A 24,063-nucleotide genomic window follows, 5' to 3' on the forward strand; every position below is an offset into this window, starting at 1 on the left:
CTGAACGGTCCCTGAGAACGGTTCTGCTCGGGCTTTCCCGCACCTAACGTACGGAGCGCCCAAGATCCATTCCAGGAGGAACACTCATGCACAGCGTGGCCGCGTTCGTCATCGCGGGTCTCGTGGCCGGTTCGAGCCTCGGCGCCGCTCCCCTCGTGAACGCAGCGCCGACGGCGGCGGTCACAAGCATCCAATGGACACCCTGCAAACCGGACAGTCCGGAGTGGGCGGTGTGGAAGGGGGCGGAGTGTGCGAGCCTCCGGCTGCCCGTCGACTGGGCCCGTCCCGACGGGCCCACGTTCGATCTCAAGATCGCGCGCCGCACGGCTACTGGCCCGGGAACGCGAGTCGGCACCCTGGTCTTCGGCCCGGGCGGACCCGGTGACTCGGGCGTCGAACGTGTGGGCACCGGCATCACGCGCTTCAGCGCCGAGGTCCGCCGCAGGTTCGACATCGTCAGCTTCGATCCCCGCGGAGTCGGCGGCAGCAGCCCCGTGACCTGCCCACCGGAGAAGCTCACGGCCCGCCCGTCACCGGAGATGACCAGCCAGGCCGACTTCGACGCGACCGTGAGGTACAACCGGGAGCTGCGCGACGATTGCCGTCAGCAGACCACGAACGGGATCTTCGACCACCTCGACTCGGCCCAGGCGATCCAGGACCTGGAGGCCCTCCGCGTGGCGCTCGGGGAGGGAAAGCTCACCTTCCACGGCAGCTCGTACGGCACGATGCTCGGCGCCCAGTACGCGGAGACCTATCCTCGTCACGTCCGGGCGATGGTGCTTGAGAGTGTGATGGACCACAGCGTCCCCCGCACGCGGACCTTCCTGGAGAACGAAGCGGCGGCCGCGCAGGATCTCTTCGACGAGTTCGTGAAGTGGTGCGGCCCCAACCCCACGTGCGCGCTCCATGACCGCGACGTACGAGCCGTCTGGAAGGAACTGCTGGCCCGCGCTGAGAGCGGCAGGCTGGCCACCCCGCCGGACCTGGTGCGCAGGCTGGGCCCCACCGTGTCTTCGATCGACCTGGTCAACGCGATCGCCTTCCAGCGGTTCTACCGGGGCGACTTCGCGGGCCTGGCCAAGGAGATCGATGCGATGGACAGGAGCGCGCCGGTGAACGGCCCGGCGCCGAGGTTGTCCCCCTTGCCGCCCACTACTTCGATCTTCTGCTCGGACTGGCGTCTCCCCGTACGGGACTATCGGGGGTACGCGTCGCTGGTGCGGCGGATGAACGCCGCCGCCCCCGACATGCCGTACCTGCTGCCCCTCCGGATGGTGGCCGCCTGCCTCGGCGCGCCGACCGCCAACCCCCAGCATCTTCTCGATCCGGCGGCGCACCAGGCCCCGCCCGTTCTGCTGTCGAACGCGCTGCACGACCCGGCCACGCCGCACCGATGGGCCGCGTCCGTCGCCCGCCAGTTCGGATCGAAGGGCGTGCTGCTGACCTACGACGGCTGGGGCCACGGCAGCGCCACCAGCGGGCCCTGTATGGAGAACACCGTTGACCGTTACCTCACCGACCTCGTGGTCCCACCGCGCGGCACCCACTGCCCCGCCGTGCGGTAGCAACAAGAAAAGGCAGCCCGCCGCCGAGGACGAGTGCCACCTATGCGTCAGGCTGCCACATACGCTCGATGCGGCTCTGAATCACCATGGGCCGAACGTCGGGCACCACGACAAGATCATCTCGCTCCCCACTTGGGGGCATGGGGCGTCCGGAGCGGTCTCCCCGCGTTATGCGGGCGGCGTCGTGCCGGTCTCGATCCGCACCGTCGGCACCTCTCCGGTGTCCCCGCTCTCCAGCGCGTCGGCTACGGACACCGTCCCGCGGTCGGTGAGCACGAAGAACACCGCGCTGCCCGCGGCCAGCAACATCACCGGCAGCCCGATGACCAGAAGCAGGAACATCTCCAGGTTGCCCGCCTTGGGCGGTGGTGGTGGTGGCTGCGGCTGGAAGCCGTAGCCGTATCCATGCGGCGGCGGCTGCGGATACCACACGGCATTCTCCAAAATGATGTTGAAAGATGCTGCTGTGACGCTCGAGACCCCGCACGGGTTGACACGACAAAAGGGAGCCGCGATTCGCGACTCCCTTTTTCCTTTCTCAGCTGGGTAGCTCCAGGACCCTGGCGTGCAAGATCGATCGTTGATGCAGGGCCGCGCGCAAGGCGCGATGCAGACCGTCCTCCAGATAGAGCTCGCCCTGCCACTGGACCACATGCGGGAAAAGATCCCCGTAGAAGGTGGAGTCGGCGGCGAGCAGCGAATGCAGGTCCAGCATGGCCTTCGTGGTAATCAATGAGTCGAGCCGGACCTGCCGTGGAGGGATCTGCGCCCACTCGCGGTTCGTCAGACCGTGTTCGGGATATGGGCGTCCGTCGCCGACAAGCTTGAAGATCACCCCACTGATTTTAGGAGAGATTCTGATTCCTTGCGCTATCTGGCCACGTCACCCCAGGTCGGCTTGCGCGCAGTCGGCGGGCGTGCCGTTTTCGTAGCCGCGCTGGAAGGCGGCGACGCGTTGCGCGGAGGAGCCGTGCGTGAACGATTCAGGATCGATTCTGCCGCCGGTGCGTTGCTGGATTCTGTCGTCGCCGACGGCGGCTGCCGCGTCGAGGGCTTCGGCGATTTCCGCCTTCGTGAAGGGCTTTTCGTAGAAGCCGGTGCTGACCGCGTTGCGCGCCCAGACGCCGGCGTAGCAGTCGGCCTGGAGCTCGACCGGGACCGAGCTGCCCGCCTGGAGGTCGCCGAAGAGGTCCTGTACGTGGTGGCCGTACTCGTGGGCGATAACATATGCCTGCGCGAACGGCCCGCCCTTGGCGCCGAACTCGCTGTGGAGCTGGTCGAAGAAGCTCAGGTCGAGGTAGACGCGCTGGTCGCCGGGGCAGTAGAACGGGCCGACGGCCGAGCTGGCGGCGCCGCAGCCGGTACGCAACCGGCCCGAGTACAGCACGGTTTTGGACGGGCGGTATTCGGAGATCTCCCGATTCCAGTAGTCCTGGATGCTGTTGACCACGCCGACCACGCGGCACCGCTCCGACTGGTCGGCGTCCTTGCCCGTCTGGCACTGGTCGGCCAGGTTGGAAGGCGGCCGCCGCTGGGCGGGCTCGGTGCCGCCGCCCACGTTGTTCAGCACGGCCACCAGGACGAACACGATCAGGGTGACGATGCCGCCACCACCTATGATCATCCCGCCGGGGAAACCGCCGCCGGAGGAGCCGCCGCCCCCGCCCGCGTCCTCCACCTGTGAGGGATCGAGGTCCACCTGGTCTCTGAAGTCCATCGCTGACGTTCCTTCCGAGGGGTGCCGCTGGACCTCTTCCCCGGAGGGCCGCCTAGATGCCCCCGGAGAACGTGTCGCACCGCTCGGGGGCGTCGCTGCCGTATCCGATGCTGAAACCACCTTTCGTCGCCGTCGCGGCGTGCCGTGCGGCGATCGAGTCCCGCATCGTCGTCGAACTGGATGTCTTGCCCGGGCGCACATCCCCAGCGACGAACCGGATACGCCCTGTGACAACTTGGGGGCTCTCTGCTTGCTTGTCGTATACGTGGGATAATCTGATGAAATGACGGGTGCCTTGATTGGAATCGCGCTGGTTTCGCTGGGAATGGTCCTCACGCCTGGCCCCAACATGATCTACCTGGTGTCACGCTCGATCACCCAAGGCCGTCGCGCGGGACTGATCTCCCTCGCCGGCGTCTTTCTGGGCTTCACCGTCTACCTCACCGCGACCTGCCTGGGGCTGACGGCCGTCTTCGCGTACGTGCCGGGCGCGTACACCGCCCTCAAGCTGGCCGGCGCCGCCTACCTGCTCTGGCTGGCCTGGAACGCCGTCAAGCCCGGCGGCGCGTCGGCCTTCCAGCCCCGCGAGCTCCCGGCCGAACGTCCGGCCAAGCTCTTCGGGATGGGCCTGTTCACCTGCCTGCTGAACCCCAAGATCGCCATCCTGTACCTGTCGCTGCTCCCGCAGTTCATCGACCCGTCCATGGGCCACGTGCTGCTGCAGAGCCTGGCGCTCGGCTCGGTGCAGATCGCCGTCGCGACGACGGTCAACGGCCTGATCGCGATCTCGGCGGGAAGCCTGGCGGCGTTCCTGGCCGCCCGCCCGCTCTGGCTGCGCGTCCAGCGCTACGTCATGGGCACGGTGCTCGGCGGCTTCGCGATCCACATGGCGACCGACCGCTCCAAGGTCATGGTGAGCGCCTGAGCGGACCCCTGGCGTTCTCCGGGGCCCGCCCGCTCACTGGTCGAACCACGTCGCCGACGACGACTTGCACAACTGCCCGAACACCACCGCGGCCAGCAGGATGCCGAGCACGTTCCCGAGGCTGACGTCGCCGAGCAACTCCAAGATCCCCAACAGGACCAGCAGGAACTCGACGACCAGCCCGGTGGTGCGTACCCAGCCGCGGCGTGAGGTGATCCTCATCGCCAGGAACCCGATCAGCAGGATCGTGGCCAGCGGGACGGCGAGAGCGATCAGCAACGCGCTCTCGACGGCGCCCGCCGGGGCGCTTCCCAGCAGGATGAACAGCAGGAGCAGTCCGACCAGACCCATGCCCGCCTGAATCCACATGCAGATCCTCGCGACGGACACCGACTGCGGCATCGCCTCGATGCCGTAAGGCTCTGACATGCGAGCCTCCCCTTCAGGGGACAGCGATTGACCCGCAGAGCCTAGGGTCGGCCCACATGGTCATGTACGCGTAATGCGCAAGGGGTGCGCACCGCGGCGCATCCCTTCCGGATGGCGGAGGATAGGAGTTTTGCACTCCTGATGGCGGCGCAGGCGTCACCGGTCCGGCATCCTCACGAACCAGATCATGACCACCGGCAAATAGAGGGTGTGACGACGATGGATCGATCAACCTCGCCGAACATCGAAATCGAGCAAAGTGACACGTCGCTGATCGACCGATCACTCCTCGAGCCAGAGATCTTCGCCCTCGTGTTCGATCGGTACGGAGGCCGGGTGCACCGCTATCTGGCGCGCCGAGCAGGACCGGCCGATGCCGACGACCTGATGTCCGAGACCTTCCTCACGGCATTCAAGCAACGGGATCGGTTCAGTTCCAGCCGAAGTCCCACCGGCGCACTTCCGTGGCTGCTGGGCATCGCGACCAATTTGCTCCGCATGCACCAGCGATCCGAGACCAGGCGCTGGGCCGCGCTGGCGCGTACCGGAGTGGACCCGGCAGTGCCGGCGCCGACAGACCAAGTGGCCGCCCGCGTCGACGCGGAGGTCGCCTTCCGGCTGATGGCGGGCGTACTCGAAGAGCTGCCGGACGGTGATCGCGACGCACTGCTGCTCTACGCCTGGGCGGGGCTGACGTACGAGGAGATCTCCGTCGCTCTGCACATTCCCATCGGAACCGTCCGATCGCGCATCCACCGGGCACGGCTCCGGCTGCGCACCGTTCTCTCCATCACCGACCACGAAACGGAGTGACCGCAATGGAGGAGATCAACCTGCTGAGCAGCATGGCAACGGACGTGCCGCCGTTGTCCGATCAGGCACAGGCCCGAACCAGGGCCGTCTTGCTGGCAGCGGCAACGGACGAACGTGCCGCCGCCCAGGGCGGGAGCCCCGCCGGAACGCCCCGGCGGTCCGCGCCACCTCTGTCCTCCACCCGCGTCGGCCGGTTCCGGTCCCTGATCCGCCGAAGACTGAAGCTCGGCCTCATCACCACCGGGCTGGCCCTCTCCGCGGTGATGGCCGTCTCTTTGTGGACCGGCTCGGAAAGCCCTGCCCATGCGGCCTATCTTCTTGCCAAGAATCCCGACGGCACGATCACCATCACGATCAACCAGTTCACGGACGCCAAGAAACTGGAGCAAGACCTGGGACAGCTTGGCGTGGCCGCCGTCGTGGACTACGTGCCCGAGGGGAAGCACTGCCAAGAGCCGCGCGCCCGGTATCTGGGCGCCGTCGTCAACAGTGTCGTCCAAGGGGGGGCGGATGCGAGCGGGAAGAGCCTCTTCACCGTTCGTCCCGGGTTGATCGGGCCTGGTCAGACCTTGGTGGCCACCGCGACGTTCAACGATCCCACTGATTCCGGCTCGGGCTCGGCGATCGGCTTCGAACTGGCGGAAGGGCCGGTCGCGCCGTGCACGCAGACCGACAGTGATCAAGTGTCCAACTGAGACGGGAAAGCCAGAAGGCTCTGGTGTGGGCCAACTCGCCCCTGTCCCATTCGCGAGGCTTGCCGTCGGCTCGTCTCAGTCAGCGGAGATCAACGACCGCGCGTGCCGAATCCTGACGCGGACGTGGCTGCCGATCGGGGGAAGCTCGGTGGCGAGCACGTCGCCGGGGTGCAGGCAGGTCAGCGGGCCGGTGGAGGTATCGACGTCGACGCGGGTGGCGATGCCGAGTGCGACGGTCCGGCGCAGCGTTCCGATCACCGGCCGTACATCATCGGTTTGGACGGCGTGGCTGTCGGACGGGTCGAGAAGGAGCTGGGTGTGCTCGGGCCGCGCCACGAGGGTGTGTGTTCGGCCGGTGAGAGCCGGTGGGAGGAGGTTGGTGTAACCGAGCAGCCGGGCGGTGTCGGCGTCACTGGGGTGGTCCAGCACCTCGGCGGTCGAGCCGTGCTGGCGGATCTGGCCGTCGATCAGCAGCGCGGTGTCCTCGGCCAGGGCGAGGGCCTCCTGCCGGTCGTGGGTGACCAGGATCGTGGCGGTGGGCTGCCCGGTCAGCGCGGCGCGCAGGTCGGCGAGCAGGTCGGCGCGGGTGGTGCTGTCCAACCCGCTGAACGGCTCGTCGAGCAGCAGTACCCGAGGCCCGGCCGCGAGCGCCCGGGTGATGCTGACCCGCTGAGCCTCGCCTATGGACAGGCTGCGGGCATCCCGGCCGACGAGGGGCTCGAGGCCGAGCGCCTCGATCCACGGCCAGGCGCGGACATGTGCCTCGCGGCGGCTTGTGCCGCGAAAACGCAGTCCACTGATCACGTTGGCGGCCACCGTGCCGCGGCGCAGGATTGGCCGTTGCAGCACGGCCGCGATCGCGTCGCGCATCAGTGAACGCGTCGCGGGGCTGCCGTCGAGCAAGATTTGTCCGCTGACGCGGTGGCTACTGAGCAGGCCCAGCGCGCGCAGCAGGGTGGACTTGCCGGCGCCGTTGGGGCCGAGCACGGCCAGCGTGCGTCCGGAAGCGACGTGCAACTCCGGCACGTTGAGCAACTCCCGGCCGCCGGCGTGCACGCGCAGGTCTCGGCACCCGATCCCGGCGCTCAGGCCGCTCACCGCAGCACTGTCCGTCGCTGTTGAATCAGGGTCAGCGACAGGTTCACGGCGAACGCGATCAGCAGCAAGATCATGCCGAACGCGATCGCGAGCGAGAACTGGCCCCGGCTGGTGGCCAGTACCGCAGCGGTGGTCAGCACCCGGGTCTGCCCGGCCAGGTTGCCCCCGACCATCTGCGCGGCCCCGACTTCACTGACCACCGCGCCGAACGCGGCCATCGCCCCGGCCAGCAGCGGCAACCTGGCCTCGTCCAGCAGCGCCGCGAACGCGCGGATCGGAGTCGCGCCCAGAGCCTGCATCTGAACCCGGAAGTCGGGATCGACCTGTTGCAGCGCGGCCGCAACCAGGGCGACCACGATCGGGGTGGCGATCGCGGCCTGAGCGATGACCATCGCGGTCGGGGTGTAGAGCAGCCCGAGCCCGCCCAGCGGCCCGCTGCGCCACAGCAGCACGGTGACGAACAGGCCGACCACCACCGGCGGCAGGCCCATCCCTGTATTGGCCGCCGCCAGGACGAGCCGCCGGCCCGGGAAGCGTGCCAGCGCCACGAACGCGCCCAGCGGCAATCCCATCAGCAGGGCGATCGCGGTTGCGGTCAACGACACTCGCAGGGTCAGCACAATGATCGACCAGCTCTCCTGGTCCCCGGAGAGCAGCAATCCGATCGCGTCTACCAGCCCGTCGAACAGCACGTCCATCAAGTAAGCTCCCCAGCCGTGTTCACTGGCCCAGTTTCGCCTCGTCCGCGCCGGCGTCCGGGGTGAACAGCGGTTGGCCGAACTTCGCTTGCCCGAACGCACCGATGAGCCGCTGCGCGGGCGGGGCGACGATCCAGTCGGCGAACGCCTTCGCGCCGTCGGGCTGCACCCGATTGCCTGCCTTCTTGGTCATCTCGATGACGTGATAGACGTTCAGCAGACCCGGATCGCCCTCACCGAGCACCTCCAGCGCCAGGGTGCCGCGCTGGGTGAGATAGGTGGCCCGGTCCGACAAGGTGTAGGCGGCCTTCTCGCTGGCGACCCGCAGGGTCTCGCCCATGCCCTGCCCGGTGGACTGGTACCACGATCCGCCCGGGGAAACCGCGGCCTTGGACCAGAGGTCCTTCTCCTTGGCATGCGTACCCGACTCATCGCCCCGGGAGATGAACACCGCCTGTGCGGCCGCGATCTTCTTCATCGCCTCTACGCTGCTCGTGCCTCGTATCTTGGCCGCGTCGGCCCGTGGACCGACCAGCACGAAGTCGTTGTGCATCACCAGCCGTCGCGAGCCGGCGCCGCCCTCGGCCACGAACTTCGCCTCCGCTGCGGGGGAATGCACCAATAGCACGTCGGCCTCCCCGCGACGGCCCAGCTCGATGGCCTGCCCACTGCCGACCGCCAGGGATTTGACCTGCCAGCCGCTGTCGCGGGTGAACGCCGGCAACAGCTCATCGAGCAGCCCGCTGTCCTGGGTGCTGGTCGTGGTTGCCAAGATCAGCGACTTCTCCGCCGAAGCGTTTGACGCCGGCCCGGTGGAGGACGGGGCGGTCCCACACCCGGCCAGTAAGACAGTCGCGACCCACGCGAAAACGGCCAAGAGCCTTTGAATCATCATTGTGGCCCTATCTGTGCTACTTCAGAGCAGTGCAGCAAGTGTAAATTGTGCAAGCGTGACCCGATACCGGGAGATCTGCACCGACCTCGCCCACCGGATAGGCGCGGGGACCCTCCACCCAGGCGACGAACTGCCGGGGGTCCGCGATCTCGCCCAGCAATGGCACACCACCGCCTCAACCGTCAGCCGAGCGCAGCGCCGGCTGGCCGACGCCGGAATGCTCGAGTTGGCCGACCGTCGCCGTGCACGCATAGCCCCTGGCGCTGCGCTCGCTGCCCGGCGGTTCCTGCACGCGGACTCGGTTTTCACCCTCGCCGGCAGCGACGATCCCGCTCTCGACCTCCTCACCGGCGCGCTGGACGGAAAGCTGAGAATCGTCGCACGCGAGGGCAGTGTCGCCGGCCTCGGCGCGGTGCGCCAGGGTCGCGTCGACGGCGCCGCGATCCATCTGCTGCACCACACCGGGGTCTACAACGCGCCTTTCGCGCTCGGTATGCTGCGTGGCCTGGAACCGCACCTGATCCATCTCTGGCGACGCGAACAAGGGCTGATCGTGCTGCCGGGCAACCCCCACCACATCACCGGCATCGCCGATCTCGCAGAGCGGCGGGTCGCTACCCGACACCCAGGTACCGGGACCCGAATCCTTCTGGACCGGCTGCTCCTCGCCGCCGGTCACGACCCGGACAGGCTCCGGGGACCGCAGGTAGGCACCCATCTCGAGGTTGCTCTGGCCGTCGCCACCGGCACCGTCGATGCCGGCCTCGGAGTCCGCTCCGCCGCGACCGACCTGGACCTCGAGTTCATTCCCCTGACTTGGGAGGACTTCGACATCGGGCTGGTCGGGCACGCCCTCGACCCGGCCGCTCATCTCATCGCCGCGCTACACACGCCGACCCTGCGTGACAGGATCTCCTCACTCAGCGGCTACGACACCTCCAGGTCCGGCGACGTCACGAAACTCTCCGACACGGACCCGAGTGGGGCTCCTGTGCCGGGGCGTGGCCAGCGTCGCCGAACGCCATCGGACACCGCGATGCCGCGCTCACGCAACGACCGCGCGTAGGCGATCATGCGGCCCACTGGACCTGCACGCACCCGTCAGCCCACACATGTTCCACGAACCACCGACGACCGTTGGCGGCCCTTCGACCGTCCCATTTCTTGGTCTCTTGGTCTCTTCGGAGGACGGTAGGGCACTCAGCTGCGCTCCATGAAAAGCCGTCTGGCCCGGCAAGGCCATCGCGAGCGCGGCCATCTTCTGGTCACGGCAACGGTCGATGTTCAAACCGGGTCAGCTGGCTGAGGATAGGAGATTTGAACTCCTGAAGGGTTGCCCCTTACCCGCTTTCCAAGTCTGTGGACCTTCGTTCACCGCCGGTCACCGGGGTCCCTGACTGCGGCATCGGCTCCCATGCTGACCTCGGTGAACGCCTCCGTACGAGGGTGAAATGAGACTGCTCCCGAGCAAGATCTAGTCGTGCCATGCACGTGCCAGTACTCACGCGGAATCCCGGCGGTGTGGGGGACCACCGTCCTTATCGTTCCGCAAGCGTCACGCACCCACATCGCGGTGGTGCCACGCCGACTACGCGCCCGCACGATCTGGAGATCGCCAACAGATTCTCTCCATGCCTGTCAGGCCTCAGTCGAGAGACGCTGACCGTGCCCACCGGTGGCGCGGTCAGCACCGCCGTCACCGTGATTCGAACGCACCCGAGACCGGTAGCCACGGCGGGTTACCTGGTCACCGGGGACCGGCGGCACCGTGGAATCGCTGCTGAAGGGCGCCCGAGGTGGGGCTGGAGGAGATTTCGCCGGAAGGGGTGATGCCGTAGATTTTCTCGGAGGCTCCAGCGGCGGAGGCGGAAGAGGCGGTCGCAGCGCCGAAACCGAGCGCGAGAAGACCGGCTGCGGCCACAACGGCGAGTTTCTTGAGCAGTCTGACGTGTGTCACGAGACCTCCCGTGCGATACGAAGATGGAGGGGTGATGATATTGGACACAAAGATCGCGACACAATCCTCCATATAAGGCTGGGTGCGAGCCTATGTACTGCAGGAATGTGACGGTGTCAGGTGAACACCCGACAAAGCTTCGTCTCCCCGGTAAGCGCGCGGCAATCCTGCGGACCGGTAACTTCAGGCGTGAGGTGCGAGGGCGGACGCGCGCGTCGATGAAGCGACTGGCCGCGGTGCCGCCGAACTGCCGGCCATCGCAAGGAACTGCGCTGGTGGCACTCATACGCTCCAAGCGCCGCCCCGCGCAGCAGAAGCGCTCATGCTGTCCCGACCCGACGGCGACGCATCCGGTGAGCATGGCTCCGAGCAGTCCGCCCGCACTGCGCAGCGCCAGCCCGATCCCACCGTGTGGCCGGCCGGTACGGACGCCCTGAGAGAGGTCCTGCCGTGGTCTCTCCTGGTGATCAGGAGCCTGGCGAGTCATTTGTAAGGCACCTGTAAGCCTGTACGTCTAGACATGCACATGTGAAACAAGACGCCGGAAGTCTGCACGAAGACGGCGTTCCATCCTATATCGCCGCAAATAGGATCGATCATCCCATTAAATGCCGACTTCGTTGAAGGAGAAGAGCGCTCCTCGTGACGCTGGAGATCAGATTCCTCGGCCCTTGGCAGGTCCTGGCTGCTGACGAACCGGTCCGGTTCGCCGGGCATCGACGAATCGGTGTGCTCGCCAGACTCGCCCTGGACGCCGGGCAGGTCGTCCCCACCGAGCGGATCCTCACCGACATATGGGGAGACAGCTCCGCGGCGACCATGACCAAACAACTCCACATCGTGATCTCCAAACTCCGCGAAACCCTCGGACCCCACACCACCGAAGAGATCATCCAGACCGTGCCCGGCGGCTACCGGCTCGCGCTCGAACCCGACCACATCGACGCCCACCTGTTCACCCGCCTGGCCAAACGTGCCCGCACCGCCCGGGCACAGGAGGGCAGGGCCGCCGCGGACGCCCTGTTCCGCACAGCCCTGCAGTTGTGGCGAGGCGAACCACTGGCCGAACTGGCCGCCCCCTGGGCACGAATCGAAGCCACCCGTCTGGAAGAAGAACACCGCACCCTCCTGGAAGACCACGCCGATCTCCGCCTCGCCGCCGGCGACCACCACGCGCTGGCCGCCGACCTGGCCGTACACGTGCGGGCCCACCCACTGCGCGAACGCCCCGCCGCCCAGCTCATGCTCGCCCTGCACCGCGCCGGCCGCCCCTCCGAAGCGCTCGCCGTCTACCAGGACACCCGCCGGGTCATGGTCGCCGAACTCGGCATCGAACCCGGCGCCGAACTACGCCGCCTGCATCAGGCCGTCCTGGCGAAGGACCCCGTCCTCGACCTGACCACCCCGGCCCAGCAGGTCACGGTCAGCGAGCCGTACATCCCGGCCGAACTGCCCGCCGACACCCACGCCTTCACCGCCCGCGCCACCGAGATCCACCGCCTGCGCACCGAACTCGGCCCCGCCGACGGACCCACCCACGGGCCTGCCATCACCGTGATCGACGGACCCGGCGGCATCGGCAAATCCGCCCTGACCGTCCACGTCGCCCACGCCATGGCCGCCCGATTCACCGACGGCGTCATCTACCTCAACCTGCACGGATCCACCCCCGGACTCGACCCACTGACCCCGGCCCAAGCCCTGCGCCACCTGCTGCGCTCCCTCGGCCTGGACGGCTCCGCCGTCCCCGCCGAGCCGGGCGAGGCCGCCGCGCGCTACCGCTCCCTGACCGCGACCTGCAACCTGCTGGTCATCCTGGACAATGCCCGCGACGTCCGCCAGATCCGCCCGCTCATCCCCGCCGGCCCCGGCTGCCGGGTCCTGATCACCAGCCGCGACCCGCTGGCCACCCTGGACAACGCCCGACACCTCCACCTGGGCACCCTGAATGCCGCCGACGCCGCCGCGCTCCTGTCCCGCCTGGCCGGACCCGACCGGGTACGCGCCGAACCGCAGGCGATGCAGCGGATCGTCCACCTGTGCGGCGGCATCCCCCTTGCCCTGCGGATCGTCGGCGCCCGCCTGGCCGCCCGCCCCGACTGGACCCTGTCCGACCTGGAAGTACGGCTGGCCGACGCCACCCGCCGCCTGGACATGCTGGAGTACGCCGACCTGGCCGTCCGCGCCGGCATCGCGGTCAGCCACCACCACCTCCGCGAAGAACCCGCCGGCCGCGACGCCGCCCACCTGCTGCCCCTGCTCGGCCTGCTCGGCCTGCCCGCCCACACCCCCGCCGCCACCGCCGCCCTGACCGACTGGCCCCTCCACCGCGCCGAAGCCGCCCTGGAACGCCTCCAGGACGCCCGCCTCCTCGAACCCGCCGGACCCGACCGCTACCAGTCCCACGACCTGGTCGGTCTTTATGCCCGCGAACGCGCACACCAGGACCTGCCGGAGGAGGAACGCACCACCGCCGTACGGCGCGCGCTCCACCACTACCTGACCACCCTGTGGATGGCGAGCACCATGCTCAACAGCGATCCCGTACTGCGATGCCCCGTCGAGTTGCCCGACATCACCTTCAAGGACCTGGCGGAGGCGGAACGATGGGTCCAGGACGAGCGGGAGAACCTGCTCGCCGCCGCGCAGCAGGCGTTGGACGGCCCCGACCCGGCGACCGCCATCGGCCTGGCCATCGGACTCCACTGGCCCTTCTGCTATCAGGGCTGGCACACGCAACTGGCCGACATCTACGCGCACGCCATCGAGGTGGCCGATCGCATCGCGGCATGGGAGGACAAGGCCCAGCTCCGCAGCTTCCTGGGTTGGGTTTACCGAGACCAGGGCCGCTACGACGCCGCGATCACGCAGCTGAAGACGGCTCTCACCGACTGGGACCGTGCTGGCCTGCCTCGGCGGAAGGTCGGGGTGCTCAACAACCTCGGCGTCATCAACACGATCGTGGGCCGTCTCGACGAGGCACTCGGCTACCTGGAGTCCGCGTTGGACCTCAACGACGACGCCGAACGCCCCGGGGCCACGGCCACGATCCGCAACAACCGGGTGCATGTCTACTACCGTCAGGGGCGCTACGACGAGGCGATTGCGGAAGCACGCCAATTGGTGGAGCTGGGGCCGAATGCGGGCCCGCTCGCCGATGCAGGCATCGCACAGGGTTCGCTGGGCGACGCCTACCGTCATGCCGGTCGGCTGCCCGAGGCGATGGAAAGCTACACGACGGCCGTGCGGCTGCTCCGCGAGTCGGGATACCGCCTGAAGGAAGCCGTGTCACGCTGGTGGTTCGGCACCACCCTGCACCACCTCGAACGGCACGGCGAAGCACGGAAACAGTGGGAGGAGTCCATCCGCCTCCTGCGCGACGCCCGTCTGCTCACACCCCGGGAGGCGACCGAGATCCTCGCCCAGCCCGTGCCGGAAACACCCCAGCCGATCAAGAACATGCTCTGATCCTCACCCCGGCGCGTGTCACCCAATGCCCAATTCTGGGTGACGGTGGCCGGGCTACGGGGACACTCCGCTCGCCACTGGATCACGTGCAGGTCCAGTGGTCGGAAGGCCTACCTCCACAAGGCCTTCACGGCATGAGTGATAACCCCCTTGCCGCGTGTCTCTGGAGCGGCCCAACAGCCGATTTCTCCGGCGCCACCCCGGTGGAGCCGGAGGCCGACTCTGCCGAGCCGCTCACGGCTGATTGCGTCAAGGATCACGTACTCGTCCGATCAGCATTGCCCATCGCCACTTCATTGACGAAGAACCTGGCATGTTCCGTCTCGTACGGTTCGGGGAGGCCGTTGAAATGCCGGATCAGCCCGACGGCGCGCTGTTGCCCTTCGGCCGGTCACGGTCCGCCCGCGCCGACCTGCCCCGGGTGGACCATCACGTATAGACGTCGCCCAAACTAGACCGGGCGAACACTCACGGAACGCCCTCATGAGCGGGCGGATCTCGCTTATGCCGAACTTGACGACGCTGGGCTCAGCCACGCCTGTTCGCAAGCTGCTTGCCCGCATGGTGCGCGACTACAGAGGGCCGTGGGTCAGAGGGATGCGTGTCGTCGCGACCGAGCTTGCGGAGACGGCGGACGTCAACAGTGATGTGAGCGAGACTCCGAGACATCGCCAACAGCGGTAGCAACTGAGACTGACGCGAAGAGGGGCCATGCCGTTGATTCGGCATGGCCCCTCTTCGCTGGCGGAGGATGGGGGATTTGAACCCCCGAAAGGTTGCCCTTTACACGCTTTCCAAGCGTGCGCCCTCGGCCACTAGGCGAATCCTCCGCCGACGAGCTTACCGGACTTCCGGGTGTGCGCAGACCACGTTTTTCGTGTTCATCGGTGGAGAGAGCATGGAGCGAGCACTGCCGCGGGCGGCTAGACTGTCCAAGGACCCCTCGCGCGGCGTCATCCTGTGAACCTCCCCAGGGCCGGAAGGCAGCAAGGATAAGCGGGCTCTGGCGGGTGTGCGGGGGGTCTCTTCGTTGGGAGCCCCCTCGCAGGCGGGATGTGGTCGCATGAGCCTTGCGCTTTATCGCAAGTACCGACCCGGGACCTTCGCCGAGGTCAAGGGTCAGGAGCACGTCACAGACCCGCTGCGGCAGGCTTTGCGTACGGGCCGCATCAACCACGCCTTCCTGTTCAGCGGCCCCCGGGGCTGCGGCAAGACCTCCAGCGCGCGCATCCTGGCACGTTCACTCAACTGCGAGCAGGGCCCGACGCCCGACCCCTGCGGCGTCTGCGAGTCCTGCGTGGCGCTCGCCCCCACCGGCCCCGGCCACCTCGACGTCATCGAGATCGACGCCGCCTCGCACGGTGGCGTGGACGACGCACGTGACCTGCGGGAGCGGGCGTTCTTCGCCCCCGTCTCGGCGCGCTACAAGATCTACATCATCGACGAGGCGCACATGGTGACCCGCGAGGGGTTCAACGCGCTGCTCAAGCTCGTCGAGGAGCCCCCGCCGCACCTGAAGTTCATCTTCGCGACCACCGAGCCGGAAAAGGTCATCGGCACGATCAAGTCGCGTACGCACCACTACCCGTTCCGGCTGATGCCGCCCGCGACGCTCCGCGGGCTGCTGGAGGAGATCCTCTCCTCCGAGAACGTGCCCTTCGAGCCGAATGCGCTGCCCCTGGTCGTACGCGCCGGGGCCGGCTCCGCGCGTGACTCGCTGTCGATCCTGGACCAGTTGCTCGCCGGGGCCGACGACGACGGCATCACCTACGCCAAGGCCGTCTCCCTGCTCGGCTACACCGACGGCGACCTGCTCGACGAGGTCGTCAACGCGTTCGCGTCGCGTGACGGCGCCAAGGTTTTCCATACGGTCAACCGGGTGATCGAGGGCGGCCATGACCCCCGCCGCTTCGCCGCCGATCTGCTCGAACGCTTCCGCGACCTGGTGATCCTGGCAAACGTCCCCGAGGCGGCCTCCAGTGGCCTGCTCGACCGGCCCGCCGACGAGCTGGAGCGGCTCGTCCAGCAGGCGTCCTCGATGGGGCCCGCCGAGCTGACGCGGGCGGCGGAGGTCTTCAACGCCGGCCTCACCGAGATGCGCGGCGCGACGTCGCCGCGGCTGCTGCTCGAGCTCATGTGCGCACGGGTCCTGCTTCCCGGCGCCTCGCACGGCGAGGAAGCCCTGCTCGCCCGCCTCGAACGCCTCGAGCGCGGCGGCGCCGTCGCTCAGATGGCCGCCCGGGTCTCTTCCCCGGGCACGCCCGGTCCCACCGCTTCTGTGCCCATTCCCCGTCCGGGCAGTGCCTCCGTTCATTCCTCGGGCGCCGACCAGGTGTCTCGCGCCACCAGCGGTCACTCACCCACCGGCCAGGCGGCCGGGCAGGACGCTCCCGCGGCCCAGCCGTCTGCCGGCGCTCCTTCGGCTCAGGCTCACGGTGTTCCGTCCACGTCGCCGGCTCATGGTGGGGCTCAGCCGGCTCAGGCTCATGCCACCGCATCGGCGGGTGCCGACGACTGGCCGGAGCCGGCGCGTCCCGGCGCCCCGGCCGCTCCTTCCGCAGGCGACACGACACCGGCCGCCCCGGAGGCAGGCGGCACGCAAACGCCGTCCGGCGGCGGGCAGTCGGGTAGCGGGTTGGGCGTCATGCAGCAGCAGTGGCCTTCCGTACTCGCGGCGCTCAAGCAACGCAGCATCGTGGTCTGGGCCAACGTGAGCACCAACGCCCAGGTGGTGGGCGTGGAAAGCAACCTGGTCACGCTCGGCTTCAGCCAGGTCGGCGCGATGAAGAACTTCACGGGCGGAGGCAAGGACGCCGTGGTGGCCGGCGCGCTCGGCGACGTGCTCGGTGGCACCTGGCGCGTCGAGGCCGTCGTCGGCAACGCCCCGCCCCCGCAGCCCTCCCGCGGCCGTCCCCCGCAGCCCCCGTCGCACGGTGCCCCCGCCGCCCCAGGCCGGCCCGGAGCGCCGACCGGTCCGGGCGGGCAGACGCCGACGCCCAACGCGCAAGGCACCCCTCACGGCATGTCGGGCCCGCAGGGACGTACGGCCTCACATGGCGCCTCTCACGATGACCAGGGATCCCAGGACCCCGGGCAACCTCCGGCTGCCTCTCCAGGGCGGCAGACCACGGACGAGTCCTGGCCCAATGCCCCGGACGACCCCGGCCCGAGCCTCCCACCGGCCCCCGACCCGACGCGCACCGTCCCCGCCGCCGGCTCCCAGCCGGGTGCGGGGCTCGCGGCCGCCAGGTCGGCGGCCAAGGCGGCAGCCCAGGCCGGGCCCCGTGCCGCGGCGTCGCGTGGTGGTGCCGCGGCCTGGCCGGAAACCGTTCCGGGCCGTAACAAGGGAGCCGACACGGATGAGGTCGACCCTTTGAACGACGCGGACGCCGACGTGGACACGATCTCGGGCATGGCTCTCCTGGAGCGGGAGCTCGGAGCCCGCGTGATCGGCGAGATCGACCACACCTGACGCGCCCCGCGCCCGCGACGGCAGGCGGGCTTGCTTGCGCAACGCCGCGTCCGCGGTCCGGCCGACGTCAGGGAACGCGGGTGGTACGGGTCGTGGCGTAGCGAGGTCCGCAGGCAGAGCCGTGATGCCGGGAATGTGCGTGGCAGCTATGGCGGGCGGCCGAACGGGTGCGGTGGTGTCGCGAATGGCAGTCGTCGAGAGCCCGGCAGATGGGGCGACGTCAGGTTACGGCGCACTCCAGTGGGGGCGCCGGTACGTGCGGCCCCGGCGCACTTGACGCTGTCCGGCGGGGCGGTGGTGCGGCGCGTGATGTCGGATGGCGGGCCCCAGAAGGGGTGGGCGCGCGACATGTCGAGGTAATGGGTGGGCGGTCCGGCGCGCGATGTCGGGGGCGGGCCCTCTTGTGGGGCGTACGAGGGCAAGCCGCCGTAGGAGGCAACGTCAAGCGGGGGCCGGAGAGCGATGCAGGCGGCGGCCGGTGTGGGGGGATGTGGTCCGCGACGCCGAAGGCAGGGCCCTCAGGGGTGGAGGCGGGTGCGGGCGGCCGCGGAGCGGGAGTCCGTTGAGGGAAGCGCGGCCAGGCGTTCGAGGACCTCGTAGTCGTCGCGGCCGCCCGCGGTCTGGGCGTACGCCCACAGGTGCTCAGGACAGCCGTGCCGCAGCAGGCAGGCCCGGACCTGCGCTTCGAGCTCGTCCCGCGCGCGCCGGATCTCCGGCGACTCCGACCGCGGCAGCAGCGGCCCCTTGTACGCGCGGGCCAGCGCGCCCGGGTCGGCCGCGGCGAGGTGGCGCCGGACGGCGAGGAAGTCGGCCTCGACGGGGCAGGCCAGCCGGTACGGCTTGGCGGCGATCGCGTTCCCGAGCTGGGAACGCAGCCGGTGGATCTCCGCCCGGATCGTCACGGGATTGCCGGCGTCGCCGTACACGTGGAAGGAGAGCTGCTCGGCCGTCAGCCCGTGCTGGTGCAGCGCCAGCAGGGCGAGGATCTCGGCGTGCCGGAGCGACAGCGGCCGTTCGCGGTCCCCGAGGGCGACGGACGGCGGGCCCTCGCCGAGGAACGACAGGGTCAGGGCGGGAGGCGTGGCCGTCGGCACGGTGCGCAGCAGGTAGCCGTCGGAGAACGGCTCCAGCAGGCCGACCGTGCCGTCGCGCAGGATCATGCGCTGCCCGGACATGCGCAGGTGCTCGCCGATCTCGCCGGGCAGGCGGATCCGGTCGCCGGGCGGGTCGGGATCGTCCCAGAGGGGGACCCGGTCGCCGAGGCGGCCGGCCGGGTCGCCGCAGATGACGCGGCCGGTGGGGGAGAGCAGGACGCCGGGCCGGCCGTGCAGGGACTCGTAGCGGCGGCGCAGGCGCTCGTCGCGTTCGTGCATGCGCAGGGCGAGCCGGCTCTCGGCGAGCTTGGCCGCGGCCCCGACCAGCGCGACGGTGGCGGGGTGCAGGCTGCGCGCCGTCCCGCTGACGTCGACGCAGCCGATGACCCGGCCCGAGTCGGGGTCGGTGATCGGGGCGGCGCTGCACGACCAGACGTGCAGGACGCGCATCAGGTGCTCCTCGGAGTACACGTGCACGGGCCGGCCGGTCGCGAGCGCGGTGCCGATGCCGTTGGTGCCGACGGCGCCCTCCTCCCACTGGTGGCCGTCGGCCAGGCCGATCTGGTCGGCGCGGCGGAGTATGGCGGTGCCGCCCTCGCGCCACAGCACCCTGCCCTGACCGTCCGTGACGATCATGACATGTCCGGTCTGACGGGCCAGATCGGACAACGTCTCGGCGAGCAGGGGCAGCAACGGCTGCAGCGGGTGGGCCCGGCGGATGTCCTCGATGTACGACAGGTCGTACACGAGGGGGGCGCTCGTGCCCTCCAGATCGATCCCCGCCTCCAGCGAACGGCGCCAGGAGGCCTCGATCAGTCTGCGGGGCGACTCCGGCCAGGCCCGACCCGTCGCCGCGGCTTCGTGTGCTCCGCGCAGTAGGCGGGAGTACGCGTCGAGATGGGCGTAACTCATCGGTCACTCCAAGTAGTCATGTAGAGCATCCGCCTTGCGGTCGATCTGCGCAACCTGTTCAGGGGATTGCGGAGGGTGTTTGAATGAACGCAACGTGTGTGCAACGTTGGCCTCGCTAGCGTTCCGGTCCAACGCGTCGGCGTGGTGCGGCCGCTCCGCCGGCGTGATGGCCGGGTCTCGGACACTGGAGGGGGGCCGGGACCCGGCCAAACAGCAAATCGGTCTTATTTAGCAGGTGGGAACATCGGCCCCATATGGCATTCGAGGCGGGAAAACATCGCCCCTGTGCGGTGCGCCGGGAGGAAACGCCGACGCCAACGAGCGAAATGGGTGGGCCACCAGTACATGTCGCCCCCCAAACACCGTAGGCTCGTGGCAGTCAAGGACGCGGAGCCACGAGGAGCGCACGACGGTGAACCCAGGGGATGTCAACCTGCAGCAGCTGCTGGAGCAGGCCCAGCTCATGCAGCAGCAGCTTGTGAGCGCCCAGCAGGAGCTCAACGACGCGCAGATCGAGGGCTCTTCCGGCGGTGGTCTGGTCACGGCCGTCGTCAACGGCTCGGGCGAGCTGCTCGAGCTCAAGATCGACCCGAGTGTGATCGACGCCGGGGACCCGCAGGACACGGCCGATACGATCGCCGACCTGGTGATCGCGGCCGTCCGCGACGCCGTACGCGCGGCCGCCGACCTCCAGCAGGAGAAACTCGGCCCGCTGGCCCAGGGGCTGGGTGGCGGCGGCCTCGGACAGTTGCCAGGGTTCTAGGCATGTACGAAGGGGTCGTCCAGAACCTGATCGACGAACTGGGCCTGCTGCCCGGCGTCGGTCCCAAGAGCGCGCAGCGGATCGCGTTCCACCTGCTGGCGGCCGATCCAGCCGACGTCAAGCGGCTGGCGCACGCGTTGCTGGAGGTCAAGGAGAAAACGCGCTTCTGCCGGGTGTGCGGAAACGTGGCCTCCGAGGAGGAGTGCCGCATCTGCCGCGACTCCCGCCGGGACGTGCATGTGATCTGCGTGGTCGAGGAGCCGAAGGACGTCGTGGCGATCGAGAAGACGCGCGAGTTCCGCGGCACCTACCACGTGCTCGGTGGCGCGATCAGCCCGATCGACGGCGTCGGCCCGGACGACCTGCGCATTCGCGAGCTCATGACACGCCTGGCCGACGGCCGGGTCACCGAGCTCATCCTCGCCACGGACCCCAACCTGGAGGGGGAGGCGACGGCTACCTACCTCGCCCGTCTGGTGAAGCCGATGGGCATCAAAGTGACACGACTGGCCAGCGGTCTGCCTGTCGGCGGCGATCTCGAATACGCCGACGAGGTGACCTTGGGCCGCGCGTTCGAAGGACGGAGGCTGCTGGATGTCTGACGAGTGGAGCGCGCTGGCGGAAGAGATCTCCGGGCACGCGCAGGATTACGTGGACGGTTTGACCAGGGTGGCCGGCGGCGAGGGCGGCGACGCCATCTGGTCGTTGCTGCTGGTGGAGGTCGCCCAGGTGAGCCTGGCCGGCGCCAAGCTGGGCGCCAACCGGGACGTGATCCTCGCCGGCAACTACGAGCCGCCGATGAGCGAGGACCCTGACATCGACGGCGTGCGCACCGCGCTGGCCGAACGGCTCGGGCCGGTTGACGACTACGCGGAGGTGTTCGACCCGTACAAGGACACCGGCGTCACCCCCTACCGGCTGTCCGACGACCTGACCGCGGTCGCCGCCGACCTCATCCACGGGCTCCGTCACTACCACGCGGGGCGGCCCCACGAGGCGCTGTGGTGGTGGCAATACTCGTACTTCAACACCTGGGGCAACCACGCGGGCGCCGCGATGCGGGCCCTCCAGGCGCTGGCCGCTCACTCGCGCCTCGACGTGGCGGAGGAAACCACCACGGTGTGATGATCATCCGCATAGTGGGATAGGCCAACAGGCGCATGAGATGGCCCCAGTAGACTGGCAGCTCACAGTCCAAACCGGGAGACTCTCGTGGCGCTCGTTGTGCAAAAGTACGGTGGTTCGTCCGTCGCCGACGCGTCCTGCATCAAGCGGGTCGCGCAGCGGATCGTCGCGACGAAAAAAGCCGGCAACGACGTGGTCGTGATCGTCTCCGCCATGGGTGACACGACGGACGAGCTGCTCGACCTGGCCGAGCAGGTGTCGCCGCTGCCTCCGGCACGCGAGCTCGACATGCTGCTGACCTCCGGCGAGCGCATCTCGATGGCCCTGCTGGCGATGGCGATCGCCAACCTCGGGCACGAGGCCCGCTCGTTCACCGGCTCGCAGGCAGGTGTGATCACCGACTCCACGCACGGCAAGGCGCGCATCATCGACGTGACGCCCAGCCGCATCCGGGAGGCGATCAACCAGGGCCACATCGCGATCGTGGCCGGGTTTCAGGGCGTGTCCCAGGACACCAAGGACATCACCACGCTGGGCCGAGGCGGCTCCGACACCACGGCGGTGGCGCTGGCGGCGGCCCTCGAGGCCGACGTGTGCGAGATCTACACCGACGTCGACGGCATCTTCACCGCCGACCCGCGCATCGTGCCGGCGGCCCGCCAGATCCCCAGGATCTCCTACGACGAGATGATGGAGATGGCGGCCTGCGGCGCCAAGATCCTGCATCTGCGCTGCGTCGAGTATGCTCGCCGCTTCAACCTGCCGATTCACGTCCGCAGCTCTTTCAGCACCAGGGAAGGCACGTGGGTCGTCTCCGACCCTTACACCGAAGGAACCGAGATGGAGCAGCCGATCATCTCCGGCGTCGCACACGACCGGAGCGAGGCCAAGATCACTGTTGTCGGGGTCCCCGACAAGGTCGGCGAGGCTGCCTCGATCTTCAAAACGCTGGCCGACGCCGAGATCAACATTGACATGATCGTGCAGAACGTCTCGGCCGCGGCCACGGGCCGCACGGACATCTCCTTCACGCTGCCCACGGCCGACGCCCAGACGGCGCTGACGGCGCTGAAGAAGATCCAGTCCCAGATCGGCTACGAGTCGTTGCTCTTCGACGACCAGATCGGGAAGGTGTCGCTGATCGGCGCGGGCATGCGCTCGCACCCCGGCGTCACCGCGACGTTCTTCGCGGCCCTCGCCGACGCGGGGGTCAACATCGAGATGATCTCCACTTCGGAGATCCGCATCTCTGTGATCGTCGAGCAGGACGCGATCGACGCGGCCGTGGCGGCCGCGCACCGCGCCTTCGATCTCGACGCCGACCAGGTCGAAGCCGTGGTGTATGGAGGGACAGGACGATGAGCAGGCCTAACCTGGCTCTGATCGGCGCGACCGGCGCCGTGGGCACCGTCATGCGGGACATCGTGTCGTCGCGTGAGGACATCTGGGGTGAGATCCGCCTCGTCGCCTCGCCCCGCTCGGCGGGCAAGGTGCTCCGCGTACGCGGCGAGGACGTCGTCGTGCAGGCGCTGGCGCCTGAGGTGTTCGACGGCATCGACATCGCCATCTTCGACGTGCCCGACGAGGTGTCGGCCGTGTGGGTGCCGATCGCGGCCGAGCGCGGCGCGATCGCCATCGACAAGTCCGGCACGTTCCGGATGAACCCGGACGTTCCGCTGGTCGTGCCCGAGGTCAACCCGCTCGACGCGCGCAACCGGCCGCGGGGCATCATCTCGACCCCCAACTGCACGACGTTGTCGATGATGGCGGCCATGGGCGCGCTGCACGCCGAGTTCACGCTCACGGAGCTGGTCGTGGCGTCCTACCAGGCGGTGTCGGGCGCCGGCGTGGCGGGCTCGGCCCGGCTCTACGACGAGGTCGAGGCGCTGGCCGGCGACCGTTCGATTGGTCAGGCGGCCGGTGACGTGCGCAAGGCGCTGGCCAACAAGCTGTCCGACGATTCGCCGTTCCCCGCGCCGATCGCGTTCAACGTGGTGCCGTGGGCGGGCTCGCTCAAGGACGACGGCTGGGCCTCCGAGGAGCTCAAGCTCCGCAACGAGTCCCGCAAGATCCTCGGCATCCCGGACCTGAAGGTCTCCGCGACGTGCGTACGCGTGCCGGTGGTCACGACGCACTCGCTGGCCGTGCACGCGCGCTTCGAGCGCGAGATCACGGTCGCGGACGCGCACCGGGTCCTGGAGGCGGCGCCGACGGTGGTCCTCATGGACGACCCGGCCAACGGGGTCTATCCGACGCCTCTCGAGGTGGTGGGCAACGACCCGACGTACGTCGGGCGGGTGCGTCAGGCGATCGACTTCCCCAACACGCTCGACCTGTTCGTGTGCGGGGACAACCTGCGCAAGGGCGCGGCGCTCAACGCGGCGGAGATCGCCGAGCTGGTCGCTTCCGAGCTCTGATCAGTGAGGTGGGCGCC

The 24,063-nt window shown here is 68.9% G+C and carries 21 protein-coding genes, 1 tRNA gene and 1 other RNA gene; 13 read left to right on the forward strand and 10 right to left on the reverse strand.

Annotated features, from left to right (window positions below; all coding sequences use genetic code 11):
- Positions 1-86 precede the first annotated feature (86 nt).
- On the forward strand, positions 87-1,568 hold the full coding sequence (locus ACIBX3_RS49975; protein WP_397127786.1) for an alpha/beta hydrolase: 1,482 nt from the start codon (positions 87-89) through the stop codon (positions 1,566-1,568).
- Between the two features lie 168 nt (positions 1,569-1,736).
- On the opposite strand, the gene ACIBX3_RS49980 is transcribed toward ACIBX3_RS49975, so the two are convergent.
- The 3 genes from ACIBX3_RS49980 to ACIBX3_RS49990 form a co-directional block, all read right to left on the reverse strand.
- Entirely contained in the window at positions 1,737-2,000 is a 264-nt protein-coding gene (locus tag ACIBX3_RS49980; protein WP_397127787.1) for a hypothetical protein, read from the reverse strand.
- A gap of 106 nt (positions 2,001-2,106) precedes the next feature.
- A complete protein-coding gene (locus tag ACIBX3_RS49985) occupies positions 2,107-2,403 on the reverse strand; it encodes a type II toxin-antitoxin system VapB family antitoxin (RefSeq protein WP_397127788.1) in 297 nt (98 codons plus the stop codon).
- Positions 2,404-2,451: 48 nt separating this feature from the next.
- Entirely contained in the window at positions 2,452-3,285 is an 834-nt protein-coding gene (locus ACIBX3_RS49990) for a neutral zinc metallopeptidase (RefSeq protein WP_397127789.1), read from the reverse strand.
- A 283-nt stretch (positions 3,286-3,568) separates the two neighbouring features.
- On the opposite strand from ACIBX3_RS49990, the gene ACIBX3_RS49995 reads away from it, so the two are divergent.
- The gene (locus ACIBX3_RS49995; protein ID WP_397127790.1) at positions 3,569-4,210 is read left to right on the forward strand and encodes a LysE family translocator; all 642 of its coding nucleotides are present in this window, start codon (positions 3,569-3,571) and stop codon (positions 4,208-4,210) included.
- A 33-nt stretch (positions 4,211-4,243) separates the two neighbouring features.
- Here ACIBX3_RS49995 and ACIBX3_RS50000 read toward each other — a convergent pair whose 3' ends face one another.
- Complete coding sequence (locus ACIBX3_RS50000; protein ID WP_397127791.1) at positions 4,244-4,639, reverse strand: hypothetical protein; 396 nt, start codon at positions 4,637-4,639, stop codon at positions 4,244-4,246.
- A gap of 84 nt (positions 4,640-4,723) precedes the next feature.
- Here ACIBX3_RS50000 and ACIBX3_RS50005 point away from each other — a divergent pair, with 84 nt between their 5' ends.
- Entirely contained in the window at positions 4,724-5,452 is a 729-nt protein-coding gene (locus ACIBX3_RS50005; protein WP_397127792.1) for an RNA polymerase sigma factor, read from the forward strand.
- Between the two features lie 5 nt (positions 5,453-5,457).
- Positions 5,458-6,147 carry a hypothetical protein gene (locus tag ACIBX3_RS50010; RefSeq protein WP_397127793.1) on the forward strand — a complete coding sequence of 230 codons (690 nt, stop codon included), beginning with the start codon at positions 5,458-5,460 and terminating at the stop codon, positions 6,145-6,147.
- Positions 6,148-6,222: 75 nt separating this feature from the next.
- Here the strand turns inward: ACIBX3_RS50010 and ACIBX3_RS50015 are convergent, their stop codons facing one another.
- From ACIBX3_RS50015 to ACIBX3_RS50025, 3 genes are read right to left on the reverse strand one after another with little or no spacing between them, the layout of a single operon-like run.
- Positions 6,223-7,245, reverse strand: coding sequence for an ATP-binding cassette domain-containing protein (locus tag ACIBX3_RS50015; protein WP_397127794.1), 1,023 nt, complete (start codon positions 7,243-7,245; stop codon positions 6,223-6,225).
- A complete protein-coding gene (locus tag ACIBX3_RS50020) occupies positions 7,242-7,943 on the reverse strand; it encodes an ABC transporter permease (RefSeq protein WP_397127795.1) in 702 nt (233 codons plus the stop codon). Before ACIBX3_RS50020 ends, ACIBX3_RS50015 begins: the two co-directional genes overlap by 4 nt.
- Before the next feature lie 22 nt (positions 7,944-7,965).
- A complete protein-coding gene (locus ACIBX3_RS50025; RefSeq protein ID WP_397127796.1) occupies positions 7,966-8,820 on the reverse strand; it encodes a substrate-binding domain-containing protein in 855 nt (284 codons plus the stop codon).
- Between the two features lie 73 nt (positions 8,821-8,893).
- On the opposite strand from ACIBX3_RS50025, the gene ACIBX3_RS50030 reads away from it, so the two are divergent.
- Positions 8,894-9,904 carry a substrate-binding domain-containing protein gene (locus tag ACIBX3_RS50030; protein WP_397127797.1) on the forward strand — a complete coding sequence of 337 codons (1,011 nt, stop codon included), beginning with the start codon at positions 8,894-8,896 and terminating at the stop codon, positions 9,902-9,904.
- 1,533 nt (positions 9,905-11,437) lie between these two features.
- Entirely contained in the window at positions 11,438-14,263 is a 2,826-nt protein-coding gene (locus ACIBX3_RS50035; protein ID WP_397127798.1) for a BTAD domain-containing putative transcriptional regulator, read from the forward strand.
- A gap of 110 nt (positions 14,264-14,373) precedes the next feature.
- Here ACIBX3_RS50035 and ACIBX3_RS50040 read toward each other — a convergent pair whose 3' ends face one another.
- Positions 14,374-14,523 carry a GNAT family N-acetyltransferase gene (locus tag ACIBX3_RS50040; RefSeq protein WP_397127799.1) on the reverse strand — a complete coding sequence of 50 codons (150 nt, stop codon included), beginning with the start codon at positions 14,521-14,523 and terminating at the stop codon, positions 14,374-14,376.
- A 482-nt stretch (positions 14,524-15,005) separates the two neighbouring features.
- Positions 15,006-15,093, reverse strand: a tRNA-Ser gene (locus tag ACIBX3_RS50045).
- Positions 15,094-15,197: 104 nt separating this feature from the next.
- On the opposite strand from ACIBX3_RS50045, the gene ffs reads away from it, so the two are divergent.
- An RNA gene (gene ffs, locus ACIBX3_RS50050) (signal recognition particle sRNA small type) lies at positions 15,198-15,293 on the forward strand.
- A gap of 33 nt (positions 15,294-15,326) precedes the next feature.
- Entirely contained in the window at positions 15,327-17,735 is a 2,409-nt protein-coding gene (locus ACIBX3_RS50055; RefSeq protein WP_397127800.1) for a DNA polymerase III subunit gamma and tau, read from the forward strand.
- 518 nt (positions 17,736-18,253) lie between these two features.
- Here ACIBX3_RS50055 and ACIBX3_RS50060 read toward each other — a convergent pair.
- Positions 18,254-19,741 (reverse strand): GAF domain-containing protein, encoded by a 1,488-nt coding sequence (locus tag ACIBX3_RS50060; protein WP_397127801.1) that lies wholly within the window; start codon positions 19,739-19,741, stop codon positions 18,254-18,256.
- 412 nt (positions 19,742-20,153) lie between these two features.
- Here ACIBX3_RS50060 and ACIBX3_RS50065 point away from each other — a divergent pair, with 412 nt between their 5' ends.
- The 5 genes from ACIBX3_RS50065 to ACIBX3_RS50085 all read left to right on the forward strand — a co-directional run bounded on the left by ACIBX3_RS50065 (position 20,154) and on the right by ACIBX3_RS50085 (position 24,046).
- Positions 20,154-20,504, forward strand: a complete 351-nt coding sequence (locus tag ACIBX3_RS50065; RefSeq protein ID WP_127937722.1) for a YbaB/EbfC family nucleoid-associated protein — start codon at positions 20,154-20,156, stop codon at positions 20,502-20,504.
- 2 nt (positions 20,505-20,506) lie between these two features.
- On the forward strand, positions 20,507-21,106 hold the full coding sequence (gene recR / locus ACIBX3_RS50070; RefSeq protein WP_397127802.1) for a recombination mediator RecR: 600 nt from the start codon (positions 20,507-20,509) through the stop codon (positions 21,104-21,106).
- Positions 21,099-21,629, forward strand: a complete 531-nt coding sequence (locus tag ACIBX3_RS50075; RefSeq protein WP_397127803.1) for a DUF5063 domain-containing protein — start codon at positions 21,099-21,101, stop codon at positions 21,627-21,629. The genes recR and ACIBX3_RS50075 overlap by 8 nt, the downstream gene beginning before the upstream one ends.
- Positions 21,630-21,716: 87 nt before the next feature.
- The gene (locus ACIBX3_RS50080; protein ID WP_397127804.1) at positions 21,717-22,991 is read left to right on the forward strand and encodes an aspartate kinase; all 1,275 of its coding nucleotides are present in this window, start codon (positions 21,717-21,719) and stop codon (positions 22,989-22,991) included.
- Positions 22,988-24,046, forward strand: a complete 1,059-nt coding sequence (locus tag ACIBX3_RS50085; RefSeq protein WP_397127805.1) for an aspartate-semialdehyde dehydrogenase — start codon at positions 22,988-22,990, stop codon at positions 24,044-24,046. The genes ACIBX3_RS50080 and ACIBX3_RS50085 overlap by 4 nt, the downstream gene beginning before the upstream one ends.
- The last annotated feature ends 17 nt before the right edge of the window (positions 24,047-24,063 follow it).

Origin of the sequence: Nonomuraea sp. NPDC049480 (assembly GCF_044465905.1) — a bacterium.
Taxonomy (GTDB): domain Bacteria; phylum Actinomycetota; class Actinomycetes; order Streptosporangiales; family Streptosporangiaceae; genus Nonomuraea.